We start from the raw sequence: 23,378 nt of genomic DNA on the forward strand, positions 1-23,378 counted from the left end.
CCTTAGTCCCGTTAGTTTAAGAACGAATAATTCGTTAATTTTTTAGTGTAAGAATTTACTATGGTTCAAGTTTCATCAACTTTCAACATGCCAGAGTGCAGATATGAATGGTCACAGTGTGCCGATAATATTAGTGCTGATGGTATTTATATATTAGGATTTGAGTTCGACGGTACAGCTTGCTTTCGTAAGGGGACAGTCGAAGGACCAAATGCTTTGCGCGCTGTATCAGATGGGATTGAATCTTATTCTCCATACCTAGATGCAGACCTAGAAGATGTTACTTTTTATGACATTGGTAATTTGCCGACGGAAATTATCGCAACAGGTAATGACCATGCTGATATTGAAGCGCGCTGGCAATTGGCAACAGATACATTTTTTGCGCAATTTTCATCTGTCGATCTTAAATCTGACAATATTCGTGTGATTACACTTGGAGGCGAACATTCAATTTCATACGCCCCCATTGTTACTTATCTTAAACAGTTTAAGGACTTAGTTGTAGTGCACTTAGATGCGCACGCCGACTTACGTGATGGATATCTTGGTCATCACTTTTCGCATGCTTCCATTATCCGTAGGGTCGTAGACCATTTTGGCGATGATCATCAGTTAATCCAATACGGTATTCGTTCGGGTACTAAAGATGAATATGACTGGATGCGTTTGCATAATTCATTGGCAATTAGTAGACGGGAATTTTTAGATAAAATTGCCGCGATACCAAAAGATCAACCAATTTATCTAACATTGGATTTAGATTATTTTGATCCGAGCTTTTTCCCTGGAACTGGCACGCCAGAACCAGGTGGAGAAGATTTTCATTCTTTCGTTAGCCTTTGTAAGCTGCTAAAAGAGAAAAATTTTGTTGGCTGTGATGTCGTAGAGCTTTCACCATCAATTGATCCTACGGGAAATAGCGATGTATTTGCAGCTAAAGTAGTAAGAGAATTGTTGTTGTGCTTAGCGCATCAACCAGATGGAGAAAACGCCAATGACTGATGCAGCAAATTGGTCTATAGAGCAATCTGAAGACATATATCACGTAAAAAAGTGGGGCGCAGGGTATTTTGATATCGACGTGTCCGGCGATATTCATGTAATACCACAAACGGATAATCCGACATTAAGAATTAACTTAAAAGAAGTTATCAAAGACATGCAATCGTCTGGCATCGAATTTCCGGCAGTGATTCGATTTCACGACATTTTGCGTGCACAGGTTGAAAAGTTAAATCGCACATTTCGTGACGTAATTGAAAGCGAAAACTACGAAGGTAAATACTTTGGTGTTTATCCCGTTAAAGTTAATCAAATGCGCGAAGTCATCGAAGAAATTGTGAATGCGGGCAAGCGTTATAACTATGGCTTAGAAGCAGGCTCCAAGCCTGAACTTATAGCCGCGTTGGCACATAACACCAATCGTTCTGCGTTAACGATTCTAAACGGCTACAAAGATGAAGAATATCTGAAACTTGCCTTACTCGGTACTAAGATTAAGCGCAATATGGTTGTGGTCATTGAAAAATTTACCGAGTTGCGGAATCTGGTTACGCTAGCTAAAAAGTATGAAGTGAAACCTATAATTGGCCTTCGCGTAAAGATGATGGTTAAAGGGCGTGGTAAATGGGAAAGCTCGAGTGGTGAGCGTGCAAAATTTGGTTTAAGTATTGCTGAAATAATTAATGCAATTGACTACCTTGAAAAGCAAGACATGCTCGAATGTGTTGAACTTTTGCATTTTCATATTGGTAGCCAGTTAACAGATATTAGAGCGGTAAAAGAAGCGATTCAAGAAGCTGCACAAGTTTACTGCAAGCTTTATCAAAAGGGCGTACCTTTACGTTACCTAGACGTTGGTGGCGGTTTAGCGGTCGACTATGATGGTTCTCAATCAACCAACGATTCGTCATGTAACTATCACATGCATGAGTACGTAGAAGACATAATTTACGGACTTAAACAACAATGTGATATTGATGAAGTACCACACCCACATATTGTTAGCGAAAGTGGTAGGGCAATTACAGCGCATCATTCTTGTGTAGTAACTAAAGTAGTGGGCGAAGTAACTACACTGGGGAAAGGCGTCAACACCAAAAGAGAAACTGGCGAACACATTATTGTTGCTAACATTCGCGATACAGAAAAAGACATCGACTTGGAAAGTTGTCAGGTTGCGTATAACGATTTAACTCAACTAAAAGAGCAAGCGTTAAGTGCATTTAAGTTGGGCGTGCTAACACTTGATGAATTTGCAAAAGCAGAAACAATGTTTTGGCGTGGGTTAGAAAAGATTAATACGTTGGCGCATTCGCTTGAAGAAATGCCCGAAGGGTTAAAAGATATTGACCTGTTATTGTCTTCTCAATATTTGGCGAATTTTTCTGTATTCCAGTCAACCGCAGATTCGTGGGCAATAGATCAGATTTTACCGATTGTGCCGATATCACGTTTAAATGAAAAACCTACGAAGCTATGCAGCTTGGTCGATATTACTTGCGATAGCGATGGAAAAATTGACAAGTTTATTGGTGAAGACTCGGTAGTCGCAAACAGTATACCATTGCATACGCTAAACAAGGGCGAGGACTACTTCATTGGGATCTTCTTAACGGGAGCTTACCAAGATGTAATGGGGGATATGCACAACTTATTCGGTCGATTAAACGAAGTTCATATTGTGAGTTATGATGACGATCCTCGTGATTTCTATATTGAGGAATATGTACACGGGAATTCGATTGAGAGTGTACTGTCAACTATGCAATATACACCAGCAATTTTGGCGCAAACGATCAAAAAGGAAGTTGATGGACAAATTCAGCGGGGTAAAATTAAGCCGCGTGATGGTGTAGATTGGGTTGATTTCTACGAAGATTGTTTAAAGTCTTATACATACCTAAAAGCGTAGCGCTTTAATTCATATTTTTTGTGAAATATAAAAAAGCAGCAATTGATAGGTTTCAATGCTGCTTTTTATTTAAGTTTGCAATCGACTAAATTTGAGATTGTAAGTAATTTTCTAAGCCAATTTTATCGATTAGCCCGAGTTGTTGCTCCAACCAAAAGGCATGATCTACTTCTGTGTCGTCGATTAATGTTTGCAGAATATTACGCGATACAAAATCCTGTTTTTCTTCGCATAATGCCATTGCTGCTTTTAGGGCATTGTCTACTGCGTATTCTACCTTTAGATCATTCGCTAGCATTTCAGGCACGGTTTTTCCGATGCATAGCCCATCGCGCGTGACCATATCGGGTGTTCCTTCTAGAAACAAAATACGCTGAATCAGCGCAGATGCGTGGCCTTTTTCATCGTCAAATTCATGATCAATTCGCTCAAATAACTTGTTAAGCCCCCAATCTTCATACATTCTGGAGTGTATAAAGTATTGATCCATGGCAGCAAGTTCGAAAGCCAACAGACCGTTCAACGCATTGATTACTTCGTTGTTACCTTTCATGATTTAGTCTCCGTCATCTAGTTGCGCTTGCAGGTAGTTGGCGATGCCCATTTCTCCAATTTGGTAAACTTGTGCTTCAAGCCAGTCCATGTGCTCCTCTTCGCCAGTGAGAATGTCCACTAAAATTTCTCTACTTACAAAATCTTGTTCAGTTTCGCATAGTGCGATCATCGATTTCATTGCGTCTATTTGCTCTTGTTGAAACGCGATATCGCAATCGATCATTTCCTGAGGAGATTCACCTATGGCAAGTGCGCCTAGCTGTTGAAGGTTAGGTAATCCTTCAAGAAACAATATACGTTCAATTAGGTCATCCGCTTGCTTCATATCGAGAATAGATTTTTTGTAGTTTTTTTCATTAAGGTTCTCGAAACCCCAATTTTTGTTCATTCTTGCATGTAAGAAGTAGCGATTGATTGATGTTAATTCGATAGTTAAAAGCTTGTTAAGCATAGTAATTATCGCTTGCTTACTTTTCATATATCACCCGTAAAAATTTTACTCGCATGAAAAGTATAGAAGAGGCTGAGATAAAGACAAATTAAACTTATATTTCAATCATTTAGTAATAGAAATGATAACTATTTTGTTTCGTTATTTAGATGGGGCAAATAGCAATGTAAAGGTAAGAATTAGGGGGGGTAAAAGCAGAAAAGCGCTAAATAACTTCTTTGAATAGACTTTCGTCAATAATGGTATTGTCGATGATTTTTTGTGTAAGTTTGGTGCAGGTGCCGCATTGGCTTGCGATATCAAGGTGTTTTTTGAGTTCACGGATATTACCAACGCCATTAGATACGACTAACTCTTTGATATCTTTATCAGTAATATTTTTACAAATACAAACAAACACAATAATAATCTACTTCTTAGTTAAAACGGAAATGATAATAATTGTTATTAGCGCTAATGTCAACTTCAGATTGCTTAAATTAACGCAGGTGAATCCTTACTTTTAAGGATGTGAATTGAGTTAAAACAAGTGTTTTATACATTCATTTAAAAAATGTCGAATATCACCGAAACTGTATTAGTGAAATCGATGCCCATCGATTAACTTGGAACAGTGTTAGATAAATTTTTTAAAGTTTACTCCTGAAAATTTTCACTCAGAGGACTAATGTTATGCATAACCGTGTTGAAACTCCACCTAACGGCCAGGCAATTACTATTGAGCATGGCAACCTTATTGTTCCTAACAATCCAATAATTCCATACATTGAAGGCGATGGTATAGGAATTGACGTTACGCCTGCAATGTTGACTGTGGTAAATGCTGCAGTAAATAGGGCGTACGGGGGGGATAGAAAAATTCATTGGATGGAAGTGTATGCCGGCGAAAAAGCAACGCAAGTCTATGATAGTGAAACCTGGCTACCAGAAGAAACTTTAGATATTTTTAGAACGTATAAAGTGGGTATAAAAGGGCCACTAACAACGCCCGTCGGTGGTGGTATGCGCTCGCTAAATGTGGCTATTCGCCAACTACTGGATTTATATGTTTGTCAACGACCAGTGCAGTGGTTTGAAGGGGTACCAAGCCCAGTTAAAAAGCCATGCGAAGTTGATATGGTGATTTTTCGTGAAAACTCTGAAGATATCTATGCAGGCATAGAGTACAAAGGTGGAAGTGAACAAGCGGAAAAACTTATCCAATTTCTACAACATGAGATGGGGGCTGCTAGCATACGTTTCACCGAGGATTGTGGCATTGGTATAAAGCCTGTCTCAAAAGAAGGCTCACAAAGACTCGTAAGAAAAGCGATTCAATATGCCATTGATCATGATCGTTCGTCGGTTACACTCGTACACAAAGGTAATATTATGAAATATACCGAAGGTGCGTTTAAAGAATGGGGCTATGAAGTTGCTAGGCAAGAATATGATGCTGAACTCATTGCAGGTGGACCTTGGTGTAAAATAACAAACCCAAATAATGGCAAGGAAATTGTCGTTAAAGACGTAATTGCTGATGCCATGTTGCAACAAGTCTTATTGCGACCAGCTGAATACAGTGTAATTGCAACGTTAAACCTTAATGGTGATTATTTGTCTGATGCCTTGGCTGCACAAGTAGGCGGCATAGGAATAGCTCCAGGTGCAAATTTAAACGACGATATTGCAATATTCGAAGCTACTCATGGCACAGCCCCTAAATATGCTGGGCTTAATAAAGTAAATCCAGGATCCGTTATATTATCTGCTGAAATGATGCTTCGTCATATTGGTTGGAAAGATGCCGCTGATCTTGTTATAAAAGGTATGTCGGGAGCTATTAGCGCTAAAACAGTGACCTACGATTTTGAAAGGCTTATGGATGGTGCAACGTTAGTGACATGTTCACAATTTGCTGAATGTATCATTGAGCACATGTAGTTTACTTAGTAAGCCTTTGATGCTGCAAAAATAAAAAACACAGCATATGCTGTGTTTTTTTTCTGTGTTCAATCAGCTAACACTACTCGATAGAATCAATATCCTTTGGAGTAATACTGGCAGCATGGTGACCTTTCGGACCAGCGTTTAATTCGTAATCTACGTCTTGACCAGCTTTCAACGTGCGGTAACCATCCATTTGAATAGTTGAATAATGTGCGAAAATGTCTTCACCACCATCATCTGGACGAATGAAACCAAACCCTTTAGCGTTGTTAAACCATTTGACTTTACCGTGAGCCATACTTCAACTTCCTTCTATATTCATCGGTATTTAGGTATGCTTCCCCAAAAGCATATTTACATATACGTAAGTGACTAATTTTTCGTCACTGATTTAAATCGTAGATAATAAATTTAAATAGTCAAGTCAAAAACAACGTTTTTTATTATAAATTAAGCAATTTTTTTTCATTTTGGCACAGCAAAATGATCAGCTAGAGACTAATATAGAATTATGAGTAAGTGGAAAGAATTAACGGATAACCAAGAGGTCCTTGAAGAAGAAACCATTGAATCTTTTAAAAGGCCCCCTATGTATAATGTTATGCTATTAAATGATGATTATACCCCGATGGATTTTGTAATAGAGGTATTGTGTAAGTTTTTTAGCATGACTTCTGAAAAGGCAACGGACATAATGCTAGATATACACTATAAGGGAAAGGCTAAGTGTGGCACATATTCTGCAGAAATCGCAGAGACGAAAGTGAGTCAAGTTAGTAATTATGCGATTGAACATCAACATCCACTTAAATGTATGATGGAAAAAGCTTGATTGGCAAATATGTATTTGTTGGAGTAGCGTATGCTTAACAAAGATTTAGAAATTTCACTTAATATGGCGTTTCGCCAGGCCAAAGAGTCTCGCCATGAATTCATGACCGTTGAACATCTATTGTTGGCGCTTTTAGATAACCCTTCATCCATTGATGCCTTAAAAGCATGTGGCGCTGACATGAGTAAGCTTAGAAAAGAGCTTATTGATTTTATTGGAGAAACGACTCCTGTTATTCCAGATGGGGAAGAGGATCGTGAAACACAACCTACATTGGGTTTTCAGCGGGTCCTACAACGTGCTGTTTTTCACGTACAATCATCGGGTAAGAGCGAAGTTAATGGCTCAAACGTTCTTGTGGCTATTTTTAGTGAGCAGGAGTCTCAAGCGGCTTACTTTTTAAAGAAATCTGATATTACCCGCCTAGATATTGTCAATTATATTTCTCATGGCATTGCAAAAGTTGATCATAAAGAAAATGGCCATCATATTGAAGATCAAACAGTTGTTCAGGAAGAAGAACCTAGAACGATTGACAATTTTGCTACCAACTTAAATGACGAAGCATTAGCCGGCAAAATCGATCCGCTTATAGGTCGTGACGATGAAATGGAACGTACGCTTCAAGTATTAAGCCGTCGCCGTAAAAACAACCCGTTATATGTTGGTGAGGCAGGTGTCGGTAAAACGGCAATTGCTGAAGGACTTGCTAGTTTAATTATTTCCGATAAAGCGCCAGAGTTTTTAAAAGAAGCGACAATTTACTCGTTAGATATGGGAGCACTCCTTGCTGGTACTAAGTATCGTGGAGACTTTGAGAAGCGCTTTAAGGCACTTTTAAAAGAGCTTGAGCAAGACGGCAATACAATATTGTTTATTGATGAAATTCATACCATCATCGGCGCTGGTGCTGCATCTGGCGGTATGATGGACGCCTCGAATTTGATTAAACCCTTACTGTCTTCAGGTAAGTTGCGTTGTCTAGGTTCAACAACATATCAAGAATATCAAAGTATCTTTGAGAAAGATCGCGCATTAGCACGTCGTTTCCAAAAAATTGATGTCGTTGAGCCGAGTGTTGACGACACTACCAAAATTCTACAAGGCCTAAAAGATAAGTACGAATCACACCATGGTATTCGATATACCAATAAAGCGCTTCGTGCAGCGGCACAATTGTCGGCCAAATATATCAATGAAAGATTTCTGCCTGACAAAGCGATTGACGTTATAGATGAAGCGGGTGCGAAACAACAGTTACTTGTACCATCTAAACGCAAGAAAGTGATAAATAATACCGATATCGAGAGCATTGTGGCAAAAATGGCTCGTATACCGGAAAAGTCTGTCTCTTCTACGGAAAAAGATAGCCTTAAGAATTTAGATCGTAACTTGAAACTAGTGGTGTTTGGTCAAGATCACGCCATTGACGAATTAACTTCAGTTGTTCGATTGTCCCGAGCTGGTCTAGGTAGCGAAGAAAAACCTGTTGGCTCATTTTTGTTTGCTGGTCCAACGGGTGTAGGTAAAACTGAAGTAACTCAACAACTCGCTAAAACTTTGGGTGTTGAGTTGTTACGTTATGACATGTCAGAGTATATGGAAAAACATGCGGTTAGCCGCTTGATCGGTGCACCTCCTGGTTACGTCGGTTACGAGCAAGGTGGATTGTTAACTGACGCCGTAATTAAGCATCCACACGCGGTTGTTCTATTAGATGAAATAGAGAAAGCGCACCCTGATGTGTATAACATCTTATTGCAAGTTATGGATCATGGTACGTTAACCGACAACAATGGTCGCAAAGCCGATTTTCGTAATATTACGTTGGTCTTAACAACTAATGCGGGTGTTACTGAAACAACGCGTCAATCAATTGGTTTTAAACAACAAGATCACAGTTTTGATGCAATGGATGAAATTAACAAAGTGTTTTCGCCAGAGTTCAGAAACCGTTTAGACAATATTATTTGGTTTAATCACTTAACAGATGAAGTCATTCAACAAGTGGTAGATAAATTTATTGTTGAGTTGCAAGCACAACTTGATGACAAAGGTGTGTCACTAGAACTTACCAAGGAAGCGAAAAAGTGGATGGCGGTTCACGGTTACGACAAGGCGATGGGAGCAAGACCAATGTCTCGTCTGATTCAAGAACACTTGAAGAAACCACTTGCTAATGAATTACTTTTTGGTGATTTAGCGCAAGGTGGAATTGCTAAAGTCAGTGTTAAGAAAGACAAGTTAATGATTCAATGTGAATCAAAGAAGGAACTGGTAGAGCAATAGTCATACCCAGTGACTTTTGCTTAACATATAAAAAAGCCCCTTAATAAAGGGGCTTTTTAATGAAGTCTGATTTTTTATCTTGCACGGAAAATAATGCGACCCTTAGATAAATCATACGGCGTAAGTTCTACCGTAACTTTATCACCGGTTAATATACGTATGTAGTTCTTACGCATTTTACCTGAAATATGAGCTGTCACAACGTGACCATTTTCTAATTCAACGCGGAACATAGTATTAGGTAAAGTCTCTAAGACTGTCCCTTGCATTTCAATATTTTCTTCTTTCGCCATTGGGCGTCAAACCTCTAATCTTGTGCGTAAATAAAAAGCTGCGCAGATAATGCCGAAATCAACGGCTAATGTAAAGGCATAGTGCTATTTATTTCTCAATTGCCACGAATTTTGGTACAAAATCTCGTGTGGATAGAACTGATTCTTGTAATTCATCTTTTGGCAACGATCAATTTGATAGCCCAAGTATAGATAATCCTTGCCAATTTGCTTGGTGATTTCAATCTGACTAAGTATAGAAAACATGCCCAAACTATTTTTTCGATAATCAGGGTGATAAAACGTATATACAGCGGATAGCGCTTGCTCGAGCACATCGGTAACGGCAACAGAAATAAGTTCAGTTTCATCATATATTTCGATGAATATTTGTTCAAACGAGTAAGTCTTTAGGAAACTTTTATATTGTTCTGGCGACGGGGGATACATGGCGCCATCGGTATGAATTTCACTAATGTAGCGTTCATATAGCGCGTAATAATCATTCTTAAGCTCATTTGAAACGATGATGCTAAAAGCTTGATTCTTTTTTATTATTCGTTTTTGACTCTTGCTTGGTTTAAATTGTTTAGCCAACACGCGTAAAGATTGGCATGCATTACAATGCTGACAATGGGGGCGGTAAATTTGATCGCCACTTCGCCTAAAACCTTGTGACATAAGCCACGAATAGTGTTCTTTGTCGTGCAATCTTGGATCGGTTGCAACTAATAAACGTTCTTGTTGATTTGGCAAATAACTACAAGGAAATTCCTGCGTAATGCCTAACTGAAAATTCATACCCATACTTTCATTATAGCGTACGTGGTTCCCAAAGCGTTGATGGTACTTGAAGATTTAACATGCTTGTTTGCAATCTTTGAAATTCGGCTAGTGCGACATCCTTACACCCCATTGATGCGAGAAAAGGATTCAAAATTTGGCAGTCAATAAAATCAACATTGGCATCGGCAAGCATGTTACACAAGCCAACTAACGCAAACTTAGATGCGTTAGCTTTTTGATAGAACATAGATTCGCCAGAAAAGTAACCATTGATTGCAATGCCGTAGAGCCCCCCAACGAGCTCACTATCTTGCCAAACTTCTACTGAATGTGCATAGCCTTCATAATGTAATTGGATATAAGCCAGTTGCATTGCTTTAGTTATCCAAGTCTCTTCACCACGAAAGGGAGCGTTTGAACACTTGTCAATCGTTTCGACAAAAGCTTTGTTCACAGAAATAGTGTAGGGCGTGCGCTTAAGGTGTTTTCTAAGCGTTTTATTTATGTATAAATCGTCAAATTTAAGAATAGCGCGCGGGCTTGGGTACCACCAAAGAATTGGTTCACCGTCATTGTACCAAGGAAATATTCCTTGCTTGTAGGCTTCAATGATTCGTTGAGGTGAAAGATCCCCTCCAATAGCGAGTAAGCCGTTTGGCTCGGCGAGTGCGCTATCTAAAGGAGGGAATTGTGTATTACCAGTATCTAACCACTGAAAAGGTTTTAGCATACGGCCTTATTTAGCATCCAAATATTTTTCTGCATCAAGTGCTGCCATACAGCCAGCGCCTGCAGAAGTAATTGCTTGACGATAAACGTGATCAGCCACGTCACCAGCAGCAAATACACCTTCGATACTTGTTTGAGTCGCATTACCACTTGTGCCACTTTGAATCGTTAAATAACCGTCTTTCATGTCCAACTGACCATCAAAAATGCCCGTATTAGGCTTGTGGCCAATCGCAATGAATACACCAGCGACATCAAACTCTTCAGTTGCGTCTGAGTTTGTGTCTTTCAAACGAACGCCAGTAACACCCATGTTGTCGCCTAGCACTTCATCTAAAGTACGATCTAAATGAAGCACAATATTGCCGTTTTCTACTTTATCCATAAGACGTTTTGTTAAGATCTTTTCTGAACGGAACGTATCGCGACGGTGAACTAAGTGTACTTCAGAAGCAATATTTGACAGGTAAAGCGCTTCTTCTACTGCGGTGTTACCACCACCAACAACAGCAACTTTTTGATTGCGATAGAAAAAGCCGTCACATGTCGCACATGCAGATACACCTTTACCCATAAAGGCTTCTTCAGATGGTAAGCCTAGGTATTGTGCTGACGCACCAGTAGCAATGATCAAAGCGTCACACGTATATTCGCCGGTATCACCTTTTAATTTAAACGGGCGTTGTGTCAATTCAACTTCGTTAATGTGGTCGAAGATGATTTCTGTATCAAACTTTTCTGCATGTTTTTGCATGCGTTCCATTAATGCAGGACCAGTTAGATCATCAGCGTCGCCAGGCCAGTTTTCTACTTCTGTCGTCGTAGTTAGTTGACCACCTTGTTGAAGGCCCGTAATCATAACAGGGTTAAGGTTTGCACGTGCTGCATAAACAGCGGCGGTATATCCAGCAGGGCCTGAACCCAATATGAGTAATGGACAATGTCTCACTTCGCTCATGAACTACTCCAAATTATTTGTAAAACGAACTATGTTCTAATTGATTGGGATTCTATGGAAATATCTCAAGGGCGTAAAATAACTTTTGTTGATTAATTTTTGTCGCTTTGCGCGATTTGCACCATTTTTTTTACGCTTTACTGATTTTCATCAACGTTTAATTAACACAACCAATTGAGGTGTTGAATGAAAATGTATTACCGGGAGATATAAAAACAATGCACGTAGAGTACATATAGAAAAGCCAGTTAGATTGCTAACTGGCTTTATCGTATTTGCTTAAATTGTTCGCTTAAGCATTTAATGCTGTTGCTGGCGCAACAAATTCAAAGCCTAAGTTTTCAGCAACTTCTTTAACTGTTACTTTGCCATCAATAACATTCAAACCATTTAACAGGTGCTTGTTATCGTTTAATGCTTGCTTGTAGCCTTTATTCGCTAATTGAATAATGTAAGGTAAAGTAGCATTGTTCAACGCAAATGTTGATGTACGCGGTACAGCACCTGGCATGTTTGCAACACAGTAATGAACTACGTCGTCAACAATGAATGTTGGTTCTGCGTGAGTAGTTGCTACTGAAGTTTCGATACAACCACCTTGGTCAATCGCAACGTCAACGATTGCTGAACCAGGCTTCATGTTTTTAATGTGTTCTTTTGTTACAAGTTTAGGGGCTGCAGCACCAGGGATTAACACACCGCCAATCACTAAGTCAGCTTCTAAAACATGCTTTTCTAACGCATCAGCAGTTGAGTATACTGCTTTGATTTTATTACCGTATAAGTCATCTAAACGGCGAAGTACATTAGTGTTACGGTCAAGTACTACAACGTCTGCACCCATGCCTACTGCCATTTTAGCTGCGTTATTACCAACCATGCCGCCGCCAATAATCACAACTTTTGCAGGTTCAACGCCTGGTACACCACCTAATAACATGCCGCGTCCAGCATTAGACTTCTCAAGTGCTTGTGCACCTGCTTGAATTGACATACGGCCAGCTACTTCAGACATAGGCGCTAGCAATGGTAGGCCGCCGTTGTCGTCAGTTACTGTTTCATAAGCGATACAAATTGCTTTGCTCGCTACTAAATCTTGGGTTTGAGGCAAGTCTGGTGCTAAGTGTAGGTATGTGAAAAGAATTTGTCCTTCACGTAACATAGCTCTTTCTACAGCTTGCGGCTCTTTTACTTTTACAATCATCTCAGCTTCAGCAAAAACTTCGCTTGCTGAAGATAAAATTGAAGCGCCTGCATCAACATAGTCTTGATCGGTAAAACCGATGCCGATACCTGCATTTGTTTCAACTAATACTTTGTGGCCGTGTCCGATTAATTCTCTAACGCTCGCCGGAACCATGCCTACACGATATTCGTGGTTTTTAATTTCTTTTGGTACACCAATTATCATATTTATATACTCGCTGTTGAAATATGTGGCTAGTATAATGCGCTTTGATTGAAATAACCTGTCGAAAATTTTCGAGTTGCAGTATATAATCCTGCAAAAGTCGCATAAAAAAGTTTTTTATAAATAGCAAAATGGACGAAATACGTAAAATTGATCGTATCGATAGAAACATTTTAGTCGAACTTCAGAAAAACGGTAGATTATCAAATGTTGAACTATCTAAAAGGGTAGGGCTCAGCCCAACACCTTGTTTAGAACGCGTAAAACGACTTGAAGCAGATGGTGTGATACTTGGCTATCAAGCGCGATTGAACCCAGAGAAACTTTCTGCCGCACTATTAGTATTTGTAGAGATTACTCTCACTAAAACCAGCCCTGACGTATTTGATGAGTTTTCAAAAGCGGCGAACGAACTCGAAGACATATTAGAATGTCATTTGGTTTCCGGAAATTTTGATTTTTTACTAAAAACGCGTGTTTCCGACATGGCTGCCTATCGTCAATTGTTAGGGGACACCTTACTTAGACTGCCGGCAGTAAGTGAAAGTAGAACTTATGTGGTGATGGAAGAAGTAAAATCGTCCAATATCATACCAATTAAACGATGACGTATTTAACAATTACACTTAGTTTGTTATTTTAACGTCATATATTTGTATTTCCTTAATGGAACGAAACACTTTGTCTGATAATTCTCCAAAATTAAATGGTATACAACGGCTGCTTGAAGCAGGTCTGTTAGTTACCTGTGTATTTGCAATGTTTATGATGCTGGCGCTATTCAGTTTTGATCCAGCAGATCCCGGTTGGTCTCAAACGGGTTATGAATCTCCTATCCGTAATTTAGGTGGTGCGGTTGGCGCATATATATCTGACTTACTATTAAATTTGTTTGGCATTGTTGCTTATAGCTTACCTTTTGTAATTGCGATAACAGGTTGGTTGTTATTTCAAAAATACTATCGATTAATTCAACTCGATTATTTGACGCTAGGATTAAAATTAATCGGTTTCATTATGTTATATATAGGTGTCACGTCTATTGCGAGTATGAATTTTGATGACATTTTCTATTTTTCAGCGGGTGGCATTTTAGGTGACGTGCTCAGTAGCTCTTTTCTACCTTACTTATCTTTTGTTGGCACCACACTATTATTCTTAATGTTGATCGCCAGTGGTTTCGTTTTACTAACAGGTATTTCATTAATACGTGTGATAGATGCTATAGGTGAGTACTCAATTAATTCAGCAGTTTATTTAGCTAGGTTACCTGCGATTATTAAAGATAAATTTGGCACTGAACAGCCAGTTAACGATAAGTCGCTAAATAAAGCAGATAAAAAAGAAGTAATTGCTAAAAGCACTAATGAACAGTTCGATTCAGTATCAGAACCTAATATAGGTATGGAAAACGAAGAACCACATATCAACTTTGACAGCTTTGAAGAGCAAGATGATGTAAAGGGAGCTTTTGACCAAATTGGCTTGGATTCTTCAGAGAATATCATTTCGCCGAGCAAAGACGATATTTCATTATCACTTAACAATGACGTTGAACCATTTGTTGAAATTGACGATTTAATGGGTGAGCCATTAGCGATCAATGTGCAAGATCATGTTAGCGATGATGAAATTGCCGCGGCATTTGAATCAGTTGAAAAAATTGAGGTAGATGAAGTTCCAGCCGAGCAAACCTCGAACAAAAAACTAGCGAGTTATGAAGAAATGCCTTCGATTAACTTGTTAGATAGACCAGACAAAGAAGAAAACCCAATCGATCAAGAACAGTTAGATGTGGTTAGTCGTTTGGTAGAAGCCAAGTTGGCTGAATTTGGCGTAAAAGCAGATGTCGTTGCGGTATTCCCGGGCCCTGTGATCACGCGATTTGAATTAGATTTGGCGCCAGGTGTTAAAGTAAGCAAGATTTCAAACTTATCTAAAGATTTAGCGCGTTCATTGTCAGCAAAAAGTGTTCGTGTTGTAGAAGTAATTCCGGGTAAATCGGTCATAGGTCTTGAATTGCCAAATCATCACCGCGAAATAGTGTATTTACGCGATGTATTAGGCTGCGAGAAATTTGAAACGTCGTCTTCATCATTAACAATGGCGATAGGTAAAGACATTGCAGGCGAGCCTGTAGTCGTTGATTTGGCGAAAATGCCACATCTATTGGTTGCGGGTACAACTGGCTCAGGTAAGTCTGTTGCGGTAAATACCATGATTGTCAGCTTGTTATATAAGTCAACACCAGAAGACGTGCGAATGATCATGATTGATCCGAAAATGCTTGAATTGTCTGTGTATGAAGGCATTCCGCATTTGTTAGCTGAAGTTGTGACCGACATGAAAGAGGCCGCAAATGCGCTTCGTTGGTGTGTAGGCGAGATGGAACGTCGTTATAAGCTAATGTCAGCGCTAGGGGTAAGAAACCTTAAGGGTTATAACCTAAAAATTGCCAAAGCAAAAGAGGCCGGCGAACCCATTATCGATCCACTTTGGCAATCGAGTGATGCTTTTGACCAAACGCCACCAGTGCTAGATAAACTACCTAGCATTGTCGTTGTTGTTGATGAATTTGCCGACATGATGATGATTGTGGGGAAAAAAGTTGAAGAGCTTATTGCGAGGATTGCACAAAAAGCACGTGCAGCGGGTATTCATTTGATTCTTGCGACACAACGCCCATCAGTTGATGTTATTACGGGTCTTATTAAAGCGAATATTCCTACACGTATGGCTTTACAAGTGTCATCGCGCATTGACTCCAGAACCATCTTGGATCAACAAGGGGCCGAACAGTTATTGGGCTATGGCGATATGTTTTATTTACCGCCAGGTTCCGGCTTACCAACGCGAGTTCATGGCGCATTTATTGATGATCATGAGGTGCACGCTGTCGTTAGTGATTGGAAATCTCGTGGGGAACCAAATTATATCGACGAAGTCCTATCTGGTGATAGTGAACAAGAAGTGTTGTTACCTGGCGAACAAGCAGAAGGCGAAGAGTCAGAACTTGATGCGCTTTATGATGAAGCATTAGCATTTGTCACGGAAACCCGTCGTGTATCTATTTCAAGTGTTCAACGTAAGTTTAGAATTGGTTACAATCGTGCTGCGCGAATAGTTGAAGATATGGAAATGCAGGGCGTAGTCAGCTCGCCGGGGCACAACGGTGCACGTGAAGTGTTAGCACCTCCACCAATTAAGGATTAAGATGTACCAGAAAAATTTGAAGCGCGTTGCATTTATCATTGCAGTGTCAACGTCTTGTTTTGCAAGTCACGCGGTAAATAGCGTACCTTTCGTTGAAGGTGAATCCTCTGCAATCACGAATGAACAAAAACATACATTACGCGAAAAGCTAAATAAACTAGAGTATTTCAGCGCTTCGTTCGTTCAAACGATTTACGATGAAGATGGTGAAACCCTGCAACGTGCAGAAGGCAGTATTGCAGTAGCTAAACCAAATAAAGTTAATTGGCATACTAAAGTCCCAGATGAAACCCAAATAATCTCTGATGGTAAAACACTATGGTTTTACGATCCGTTCGTCGAACAAGCGACTGCCTTTAATGTAGAAGACTCAATTGCAAATACACCAATTTTGCTCATTACAAACAATGATGCATCTGTATGGCAAAAATTTTCTGTCAGTCAAACAAGCGATGGTGCATATACTGTGCGTAGTAATGATCCTAACAGTCGTGTTGAAATGCTCGTTATTGCATTTGATGAAAGCGATTTAATCAAGCGCTTTGACATAGTTGACTCAACCGGCCAAACGAGCAAAATAGAACTGGCAAATGTAAATGCGAATATTCAGCCGAGTGCTGATAGTTTTCACTTTAACTTACCTGATGGTGTTGTCTTAGATGACCAACGATGACGGCGCAATGCAGTTTGACTTTGGTGATGGTATTGATGTCGCACCATTAGCAGCTCAATTACGCCCAAAAACGCTACAGGATTATGTTGGTCAAAGACATATATTGTCTGCTGATATGCCTTTGCATCAGGCGATTATCAATGGACATTGTCATTCGCTGATTTTGTGGGGACCACCAGGAACTGGCAAGACTACTCTTGCTGAAATCATCGCGACACACGCTAATGCCGAAGTAGAACGTATCTCTGCGGTAACCGCAGGTGTTAAAGATATTAGACAAGCAATCGATAGTGCTAAACAACGCCTGTTAGTAAGTCAGAAACGTACATTGTTGTTTGTTGATGAAGTTCATCGCTTCAATAAAAGTCAGCAAGATGCATTCTTACCACATATTGAAGATGGCACCATTCTGTTTATTGGCGCTACAACCGAAAATCCTGCCTTTGAGCTGAATCGCGCATTGCTGTCTCGCGCGAAGGTATATGTACTCAACGCCTTAAATGAAAATGAATTAAGGAGCGTGGCTGAAAGGGCATTTAGTTTTCTACGCCAAGCAAATCGTTATTTAGTTAGGGTTAGCGAAGAGATTATTGACCACCTAACTAAACTGGCTTGCGGCGATGCAAGAAAACTACTTAATATTATTGATAATGCAGTTAGTTCGCTTAGTGACACCAATCAAGCACTCACGATAGAACACATCGTAAATGTTGCAGGCAGTAATATTGCGTCTTTTGATAAAGGTGGCGACGTCTTTTACGATTTGATTAGTGCGTTTCATAAGTCGGTTAGAGGGTCTGATCCAGACGCAGCTTTGTATTGGTATGCGCGTATTTTAATCGGCGGTGGTGACCCTTTGTATGTCGCTAGACGTTTACTTGCTATTGCCAGTGAAGATATTGGCAATGCCGACCCTAGGGCAATGCAATTAGCGATAAATGCTTGGGATACGTTTCATCGAGTAGGGCCAAGCGAGGGCGAGCGAGCAATTGCACAAGCGGCTGTGTATATGGCGTTAGCGCCAAAAAGTAATGCAGTGTATCAAGCGTTTAATAATGCAATAGAGCTCGCTAAAAATAGTTCTTCGCTAGAAGTGCCAATACATTTACGTAACGCGACCAGCCATATTACTGAATCGTTGGGACATGGGGCTGAATATCGATACGCCCATAATGAAGAAGGCGCTTTTGCGGCAGGAGAATCGTATTTTCCTGAAGTACTTAATAAAACGCGGCTTTATTATCCCAGCGATAGAGGTTTAGAAAAGCAACTTAAAAGTAAATTGGATTATTTACATCAACTAAACGAGCAGGGTCATGAACAACGCTACAAGTAGCTTGACGATATATCTATTAGTTGCGCTTGGCGGTGCATTCGGTGCAAGTTTTCGCTTTTATATTTCACAATTAATGTTAAATTGGCTAGGAAAAGGATTCCCTTTTGCTACTTTGGCAGTTAATATCTCTGGCTCCCTGATTATGGGGATGTTATATGGACTGATAGAACAAGGTGTAATAGAGGTGGGGATTTACCGAACGTTAATAGGTATCGGTTTTCTTGGCGCCTTCACTACTTTTTCTACTTTTTCACTCGATACTTTGCTGTTATTTCAGCAAGGGGAATTTTTCAAAGCGGTGATGAATGTAACGCTTAATGTTGGATTGTGCCTATTGGCTGCCGGCATTGGTATTTATCTCGCAACTTTATTTAATAAATAACAAACAAGTGACAAACCATGCTTGATGCAAAACATTTAAGAACAGATATTGAAACAACGGCAAAAAACTTAGCTAAACGCGGATACACTTTAGACGTCGCAACGTTAACGTCATTAGAAGAGCAACGCAAAGCTATTCAGGTAAAAACTCAAGAATTACAGAGCCAGCGCAATACCCGTTCTAAATCGATAGGCCAAGCTAAAGCGCGTGGTGAAGATATTCAACCATTATTAGCTGAAGTAAGTCAGCTAGGTGATGAGCTTGAAGCGGCCAAAGAAGAACAGAATAAGGTGCTTGAGCAAATCAATGCGATTGCTAGTGCTATTCCAAATCTTATCCATGAGTCTGTGCCAGAAGGTGAAGACGAAAGCGACAATGTTGAAGTGCGTCGTTGGGGCACGCCAAAAACATTTGATTTTGAAGTTAAAGATCATGTCGATCTGGCAACAGCATTAGATAAAGGTTTAGACTTTGAAAGCGGTGCAAAACTTGCGGGTACGCGATTTGCCGTAATGCGTGGCCATATCGCTAAATTACATCGTGCACTTGCTCAGTTCATGCTTGATGTACATAGCCAAGAGAATGGTTATGAAGAAATGTATGTGCCTTATTTAGTTAATCATGACTCTTTATATGGCACCGGCCAATTACCAAAATTTGGTGAAGACTTGTTCCATACTGATTTAGCAAACCGTCAGTTTTCACTTATTCCGACCGCCGAAGTACCACTAACTAACTTAGTTAGAGACGAGATTGTGGATGAGGCAAGTTTGCCAATTAAAATGTGTGCGCACACGCCATGTTTCAGAAGTGAAGCGGGTTCATCTGGACGAGATATTCGTGGATTAATTCGCCAACACCAATTTGACAAAGTGGAAATGGTGCAGGTGGTTAAGCCTGAAACTTCATTTGACGCATTAGAAGAGTTAACGCGTCACGCTGAAGTGATTCTTGAAAAGTTGGAACTGCCTTATCGTACGGTTGTTCTTTGCTCAGGAGACATTGGCTTTTCAGCAACTAAAACGTTCGACATTGAAGTATGGTTACCTGCGCAAAATACATATCGTGAGATTTCTTCATGTTCTAACATGGGCGATTTTCAGGCAAGACGTATGCAAGCGAGATTCCGTAGTAGTGAAACTAACAAGCCTGAATTACTTCATACATTAAACGGATCTGGTTTAGCAGTTGGCCGTACGCTAGTTGCAATTTTAGAGAACTATCAGCAAGCTGATGGTTCAATTGAGGTTCCAAGCGTCTTACAGCCATATATGAATGGTTTGACGGTAATTGGTAAAGCCTAGTATTTGATAAAATTAAAGTTAGATAAATAAAATCCGAAGCTTGTCTTCGGATTTTTTTTGAAAGATGTTTTTGAAATTCAGGTCTGTGTTAATAGGTTCACGTACTTAAGGTATTACATTGTTTAGAAGTTTAATTATTCAGATTCTTGCGTTTTTTCTAATTTTTCAGCTAATTTCTTGGTTTAAAACATCTAGTATGTTGGCTGATGATGAGCTCTCACATGTACAAGAAACTGTATTACCGACTATTCACGATGAGGTTGTTGATTTATATGCAGGTAAGTCCAAAAAAATCATTTATTTTTTTGCTCCTTGGTGTGAAATTTGCCATGCAAGCATCGGCAATTTACAAGCGATTTATGAAAAAAATAGTGACATAGACGTTGTTGCGATTGCACTTGACTATCGCTCAAAACAAGAGGTTTTAACTTTTACTTCAAAGCATCAATTAACCTTTCCGGTAGCTTATGGAAATGAAATTGTCAAAAAATCATTTAAAATTCAAGGGTACCCAAGTTACTACGTTTTAGATGAAGAAAATAAAATTCAGGCAAAATCAATAGGGTACAGTACAGAGTTAGGAATATTGTTAAGATCATTTTAACACTTCTGATCTGATTGCTGATTGTGTACACTATGGGTTTCATCAGTCAAATTAAGCTAGAGCTAACCTATGCAAATTTCAGCTAATTTCGATAGCGGTAATATTCGCGTTATCGAAGCAAACTCGCCTGATAACATTCGTCTGGAAATTATCAAAGACAACGATTCTGAGTTTTATCAATGGTTCCATTTCAAACTCCACAATAACGAAAGACAAGAACACGTCATGCACATCGTCAACGCAGGGCAATCTGCCTATGTTGAAGGTTGGCATGATTATCAGGCTGTAGCATCTTACGATAGAGAACATTGGTTCAGAGTGCCTACTGCGTTTGACGGACAAAACCTTACTATTACGTATACACCAGAGCATGATTCAGTTTATTTTGCCTATTTTGCACCTTATAGCTATGAGCGTCATCAAGATCTGATTCATAACGCTCAACTTGATATTGATTGCCAGTTGCAAGTATTAGGACAAACACTTGATGGCCGAGATATGAGCTTGCTAAAAATTGGCGAAGAAGGTGAAGGTAAAAAGGTCGTTTGGTTAACGGCGCGACAACACCCCGGCGAGTCAATGGCTGAGTGGTTTATGGAAGGCTTTATCGATAGATTGCTAGACGAAGACGATGGTGTAGCTCGTTCGTTGTTAAACAGTGCTGTTTTCTACCTTGTACCTAATATGAACCCTGATGGTTCAGTAAGAGGTCACTTAAGAACAAATGCTGCAGGTGTTAACTTGAATCGAGAGTGGCAAGAACCTTCAATGGAGCGTAGCCCTGAAGTTTATCTTGTTCGTGAAAAAATGTTAGAAACAGGTGTCGATATGCACTTGGATATTCATGGCGATGAAGCATTACCGTATAACTTCGTTGCTGGCTGCGAAGGAATCCCTTCGTATGATAGTCGTCATCAGCAATTAGAAGAAAAATTCAAGCAAGTTTTGTTAGCAATTACACCAGAATTTCAAGATGACAAAGGATATGACAAAGACGAACCGGGTAAAGCCAACTTAACAGTTGGGTCTAATTGGGTAGGTGAACAATTTAAGTGTTTAGCTTATACCGTGGAAATGCCGTTTAAAGACAACATATTGTTGCCTGATCATAGCGTTGGATGGTCTGATGCTAGAAGTAGCTTGTTTGGTCGTGATTTTTTAACTGCGATTTATCACATCGTTGATGATTTAAGATAATCTCCTTCGATAGAAGGATAAAATAATAATAATTTCAGGAGTATAGTGTGCAAGAACTTGTTAATAGTTTGAATGGGGTCATTTGGAGCCCAGCGCTAATTTATTTATGTTTAGGGGCCGGTGTATTTTTCTCAATAATTACACGTTTTGTTCAAGTTCGTCAGTTTAAAGAAATGTGCCGACTGCTTTTATCAGGTAAGAGTTCGGAAAGCGGTATTTCGTCATTTCAGGCATTGGCAGTGTCATTGTCGGGACGTGTAGGTACGGGTAATATTGCGGGTGTGGCAGCAGCCATTGGTTTTGGTGGCCCAGGTGCAGTGTTTTGGATGTGGGTAGTAGCGTTTTTTGGCGCGGCAACTGCTTATATCGAATCAACCAACGCTCAGATTTATAAAGAGCGTCAGGAAGGCATATACCGTGGTGGCCCAGCTTACTACATTGAAAAAGCGCTCGGCCAAAAATGGTATGCGTGGATTTTTGCTATTGCAACGATTATAGCCACTGGTGCTTTATTACCTACAGTGCAATCAAACAGTATAGGTGAAGCCGTTACTATGGTGTTTGGCACTGGTGAAATGCTAAATACGGCATTCGGTGAAATTTCTACGACTAAACTGTACACAGCTGTATTCATTGTGATGATGTTAGGCTTCATTATTTTTGGTGGCGTTAAACGTATCGCAAACTTCACTCAGGTAGTCGTGCCATTCATGGCACTGGCGTACATTATTATTGCCTGTGTTATCATTGCACTACACATCGATAAGTTACCAGCAGTATTTACGCTGATAGTTACAGATGCTTTTTCACCTATGGCAGGTGTTGGTGCCGCGATAGGTTGGGGCGTAAAACGCGGTGTTTACTCAAATGAAGCTGGCCAAGGTACGGGTCCTCACGCAGCAGCAAGTGCTGAAGTTGACCATCCTGCGCAACAAGGTTTAGTACAAGCGTTTTCAGTGTATATTGATACATTGTTTGTTTGTTCGGCGACTGCGTTTATGATTCTTATTACACAGTCTTATAATGTGCAACTTGAAGGTTCATCTTCTTTTATCGTGCAAAATATTGCAGGCGATATCGCTGCGAATAGTCCGGCATATACACAAATTGCGGTCGACGGAATGCTTGAAGGCGTAGGCAAGCCATTTATAGCATTAGCTTTATTCTTCTTTGCATTCACTACTATTTTAGCTTACTACTTTATCGCTGATAACAATGTGTCGTATATCAAACGCACCTTTAAAGCACCAATGTTATCTTTTGCGTTAAAATTACTAATTATGGTGGCCACTTTCTACGGTACAGTGAAAGCTGCCGATGTCGCATGGGGAATGGGTGACGTTGGTGTTGGCTTAATGGCTTGGTTAAACATTATCGGTATCATTATTATATTTTTTGTTGCTAAACCAGCGGTTAAGGCTTTGAAAGACTATGAGTCTCAGCAAAAAGAAGGCGTAGATGAATACACCTTTGACCCTGAAAAATTAGGGATTAAGAACGCTGATTTCTGGGTTGAGCGTAATAAAAAATAGAAATTTAT

Annotated in this window: 23 protein-coding genes; 14 read left to right on the forward strand and 9 right to left on the reverse strand. The window is 39.8% G+C overall.

Going from position 1 to position 23,378, the window contains the following annotated elements; translation table 11 throughout:
• Nucleotides 1-60: 60 nt before the first annotated feature.
• Both speB and speA read left to right on the forward strand, forming a co-directional pair.
• Nucleotides 61-1,005: an agmatinase gene (speB, locus tag ACSLUK_RS16565; protein WP_448549797.1), complete on the forward strand. Its 945-nt coding sequence runs from the start codon at nucleotides 61-63 to the stop codon at nucleotides 1,003-1,005.
• Nucleotides 998-2,917 carry a biosynthetic arginine decarboxylase gene (speA, locus tag ACSLUK_RS16570; RefSeq protein WP_448549799.1) on the forward strand — a complete coding sequence of 640 codons (1,920 nt, stop codon included), beginning with the start codon at nucleotides 998-1,000 and terminating at the stop codon, nucleotides 2,915-2,917. The genes speB and speA overlap by 8 nt, the downstream gene beginning before the upstream one ends.
• Nucleotides 2,918-3,002: 85 nt before the next feature.
• Here speA and bfr (ACSLUK_RS16575) read toward each other — a convergent pair whose 3' ends face one another.
• The 3 genes from bfr (ACSLUK_RS16575) to ACSLUK_RS16585 form a co-directional block, all read right to left on the reverse strand.
• The gene (bfr, locus tag ACSLUK_RS16575) at nucleotides 3,003-3,470 is read right to left on the reverse strand and encodes a bacterioferritin (protein WP_448549800.1); all 468 of its coding nucleotides are present in this window, start codon (nucleotides 3,468-3,470) and stop codon (nucleotides 3,003-3,005) included.
• Nucleotides 3,471-3,473: 3 nt separating this feature from the next.
• Nucleotides 3,474-3,950 (reverse strand): bacterioferritin, encoded by a 477-nt coding sequence (gene bfr, locus ACSLUK_RS16580; RefSeq protein WP_448549802.1) that lies wholly within the window; start codon nucleotides 3,948-3,950, stop codon nucleotides 3,474-3,476.
• A 178-nt stretch (nucleotides 3,951-4,128) separates the two neighbouring features.
• Nucleotides 4,129-4,323 (reverse strand): (2Fe-2S)-binding protein, encoded by a 195-nt coding sequence (locus ACSLUK_RS16585; RefSeq protein ID WP_448549803.1) that lies wholly within the window; start codon nucleotides 4,321-4,323, stop codon nucleotides 4,129-4,131.
• Nucleotides 4,324-4,595: 272 nt separating this feature from the next.
• Between ACSLUK_RS16585 and icd the strand changes: the two genes are divergently transcribed.
• Nucleotides 4,596-5,846: an NADP-dependent isocitrate dehydrogenase gene (gene icd / locus ACSLUK_RS16590; RefSeq protein WP_448549804.1), complete on the forward strand. Its 1,251-nt coding sequence runs from the start codon at nucleotides 4,596-4,598 to the stop codon at nucleotides 5,844-5,846.
• 82 nt (nucleotides 5,847-5,928) lie between these two features.
• Here the strand turns inward: icd and cspD are convergent, their stop codons facing one another.
• Nucleotides 5,929-6,150, reverse strand: a complete 222-nt coding sequence (gene cspD / locus ACSLUK_RS16595) for a cold shock domain-containing protein CspD (protein WP_448549805.1) — start codon at nucleotides 6,148-6,150, stop codon at nucleotides 5,929-5,931.
• 213 nt (nucleotides 6,151-6,363) lie between these two features.
• Here cspD and clpS point away from each other — a divergent pair, with 213 nt between their 5' ends.
• Nucleotides 6,364-6,684: an ATP-dependent Clp protease adapter ClpS gene (gene clpS, locus ACSLUK_RS16600; RefSeq protein WP_448549806.1), complete on the forward strand. Its 321-nt coding sequence runs from the start codon at nucleotides 6,364-6,366 to the stop codon at nucleotides 6,682-6,684.
• 30 nt (nucleotides 6,685-6,714) lie between these two features.
• Nucleotides 6,715-8,973, forward strand: a complete 2,259-nt coding sequence (gene clpA / locus ACSLUK_RS16605; RefSeq protein ID WP_448549807.1) for an ATP-dependent Clp protease ATP-binding subunit ClpA — start codon at nucleotides 6,715-6,717, stop codon at nucleotides 8,971-8,973.
• 74 nt (nucleotides 8,974-9,047) lie between these two features.
• Here clpA and infA read toward each other — a convergent pair whose 3' ends face one another.
• From infA to ald, 5 genes are all read right to left on the reverse strand, one after another.
• A complete protein-coding gene (gene infA / locus ACSLUK_RS16610; RefSeq protein ID WP_093328826.1) occupies nucleotides 9,048-9,266 on the reverse strand; it encodes a translation initiation factor IF-1 in 219 nt (72 codons plus the stop codon).
• 84 nt (nucleotides 9,267-9,350) lie between these two features.
• Complete coding sequence (locus ACSLUK_RS16615) at nucleotides 9,351-10,046, reverse strand: arginyltransferase (RefSeq protein ID WP_448549809.1); 696 nt, start codon at nucleotides 10,044-10,046, stop codon at nucleotides 9,351-9,353.
• Nucleotides 10,047-10,059: 13 nt separating this feature from the next.
• Complete coding sequence (aat, locus tag ACSLUK_RS16620; protein ID WP_448549810.1) at nucleotides 10,060-10,761, reverse strand: leucyl/phenylalanyl-tRNA--protein transferase; 702 nt, start codon at nucleotides 10,759-10,761, stop codon at nucleotides 10,060-10,062.
• Between the two features lie 6 nt (nucleotides 10,762-10,767).
• A complete protein-coding gene (gene trxB, locus ACSLUK_RS16625) occupies nucleotides 10,768-11,718 on the reverse strand; it encodes a thioredoxin-disulfide reductase (RefSeq protein ID WP_448549812.1) in 951 nt (316 codons plus the stop codon).
• A 292-nt stretch (nucleotides 11,719-12,010) separates the two neighbouring features.
• On the reverse strand, nucleotides 12,011-13,129 hold the full coding sequence (gene ald, locus ACSLUK_RS16630; RefSeq protein ID WP_448549814.1) for an alanine dehydrogenase: 1,119 nt from the start codon (nucleotides 13,127-13,129) through the stop codon (nucleotides 12,011-12,013).
• 131 nt (nucleotides 13,130-13,260) lie between these two features.
• Between ald and lrp the strand changes: the two genes are divergently transcribed.
• From lrp to ACSLUK_RS16675, 9 genes are all read left to right on the forward strand, one after another.
• Entirely contained in the window at nucleotides 13,261-13,737 is a 477-nt protein-coding gene (gene lrp / locus ACSLUK_RS16635; protein ID WP_448549816.1) for a leucine-responsive transcriptional regulator Lrp, read from the forward strand.
• 58 nt (nucleotides 13,738-13,795) lie between these two features.
• Entirely contained in the window at nucleotides 13,796-16,342 is a 2,547-nt protein-coding gene (locus tag ACSLUK_RS16640; RefSeq protein ID WP_448549818.1) for a DNA translocase FtsK, read from the forward strand.
• Nucleotide 16,343: 1 nt separating this feature from the next.
• Nucleotides 16,344-17,015 (forward strand): outer membrane lipoprotein periplasmic chaperone LolA, encoded by a 672-nt coding sequence (lolA, locus tag ACSLUK_RS16645; protein WP_448549821.1) that lies wholly within the window; start codon nucleotides 16,344-16,346, stop codon nucleotides 17,013-17,015.
• Nucleotides 17,002-18,351: a replication-associated recombination protein A gene (locus ACSLUK_RS16650; protein ID WP_448549823.1), complete on the forward strand. Its 1,350-nt coding sequence runs from the start codon at nucleotides 17,002-17,004 to the stop codon at nucleotides 18,349-18,351. The genes lolA and ACSLUK_RS16650 overlap by 14 nt, the downstream gene beginning before the upstream one ends.
• Nucleotides 18,332-18,733 carry a fluoride efflux transporter CrcB gene (gene crcB, locus ACSLUK_RS16655; RefSeq protein ID WP_448549825.1) on the forward strand — a complete coding sequence of 134 codons (402 nt, stop codon included), beginning with the start codon at nucleotides 18,332-18,334 and terminating at the stop codon, nucleotides 18,731-18,733. The genes ACSLUK_RS16650 and crcB overlap by 20 nt, the downstream gene beginning before the upstream one ends.
• A gap of 17 nt (nucleotides 18,734-18,750) precedes the next feature.
• A complete protein-coding gene (gene serS, locus ACSLUK_RS16660; protein WP_448549827.1) occupies nucleotides 18,751-20,037 on the forward strand; it encodes a serine--tRNA ligase in 1,287 nt (428 codons plus the stop codon).
• 118 nt (nucleotides 20,038-20,155) lie between these two features.
• Entirely contained in the window at nucleotides 20,156-20,641 is a 486-nt protein-coding gene (locus ACSLUK_RS16665) for a TlpA family protein disulfide reductase (protein WP_448549829.1), read from the forward strand.
• 69 nt (nucleotides 20,642-20,710) lie between these two features.
• Nucleotides 20,711-21,838 (forward strand): M14 family metallopeptidase, encoded by a 1,128-nt coding sequence (locus ACSLUK_RS16670; protein WP_448549831.1) that lies wholly within the window; start codon nucleotides 20,711-20,713, stop codon nucleotides 21,836-21,838.
• A gap of 47 nt (nucleotides 21,839-21,885) precedes the next feature.
• A complete protein-coding gene (locus tag ACSLUK_RS16675) occupies nucleotides 21,886-23,370 on the forward strand; it encodes an alanine/glycine:cation symporter family protein (protein WP_448549833.1) in 1,485 nt (494 codons plus the stop codon).
• Nucleotides 23,371-23,378: the final 8 nt, after the last annotated feature.

Source organism: Thalassotalea fusca (assembly GCF_053485835.1).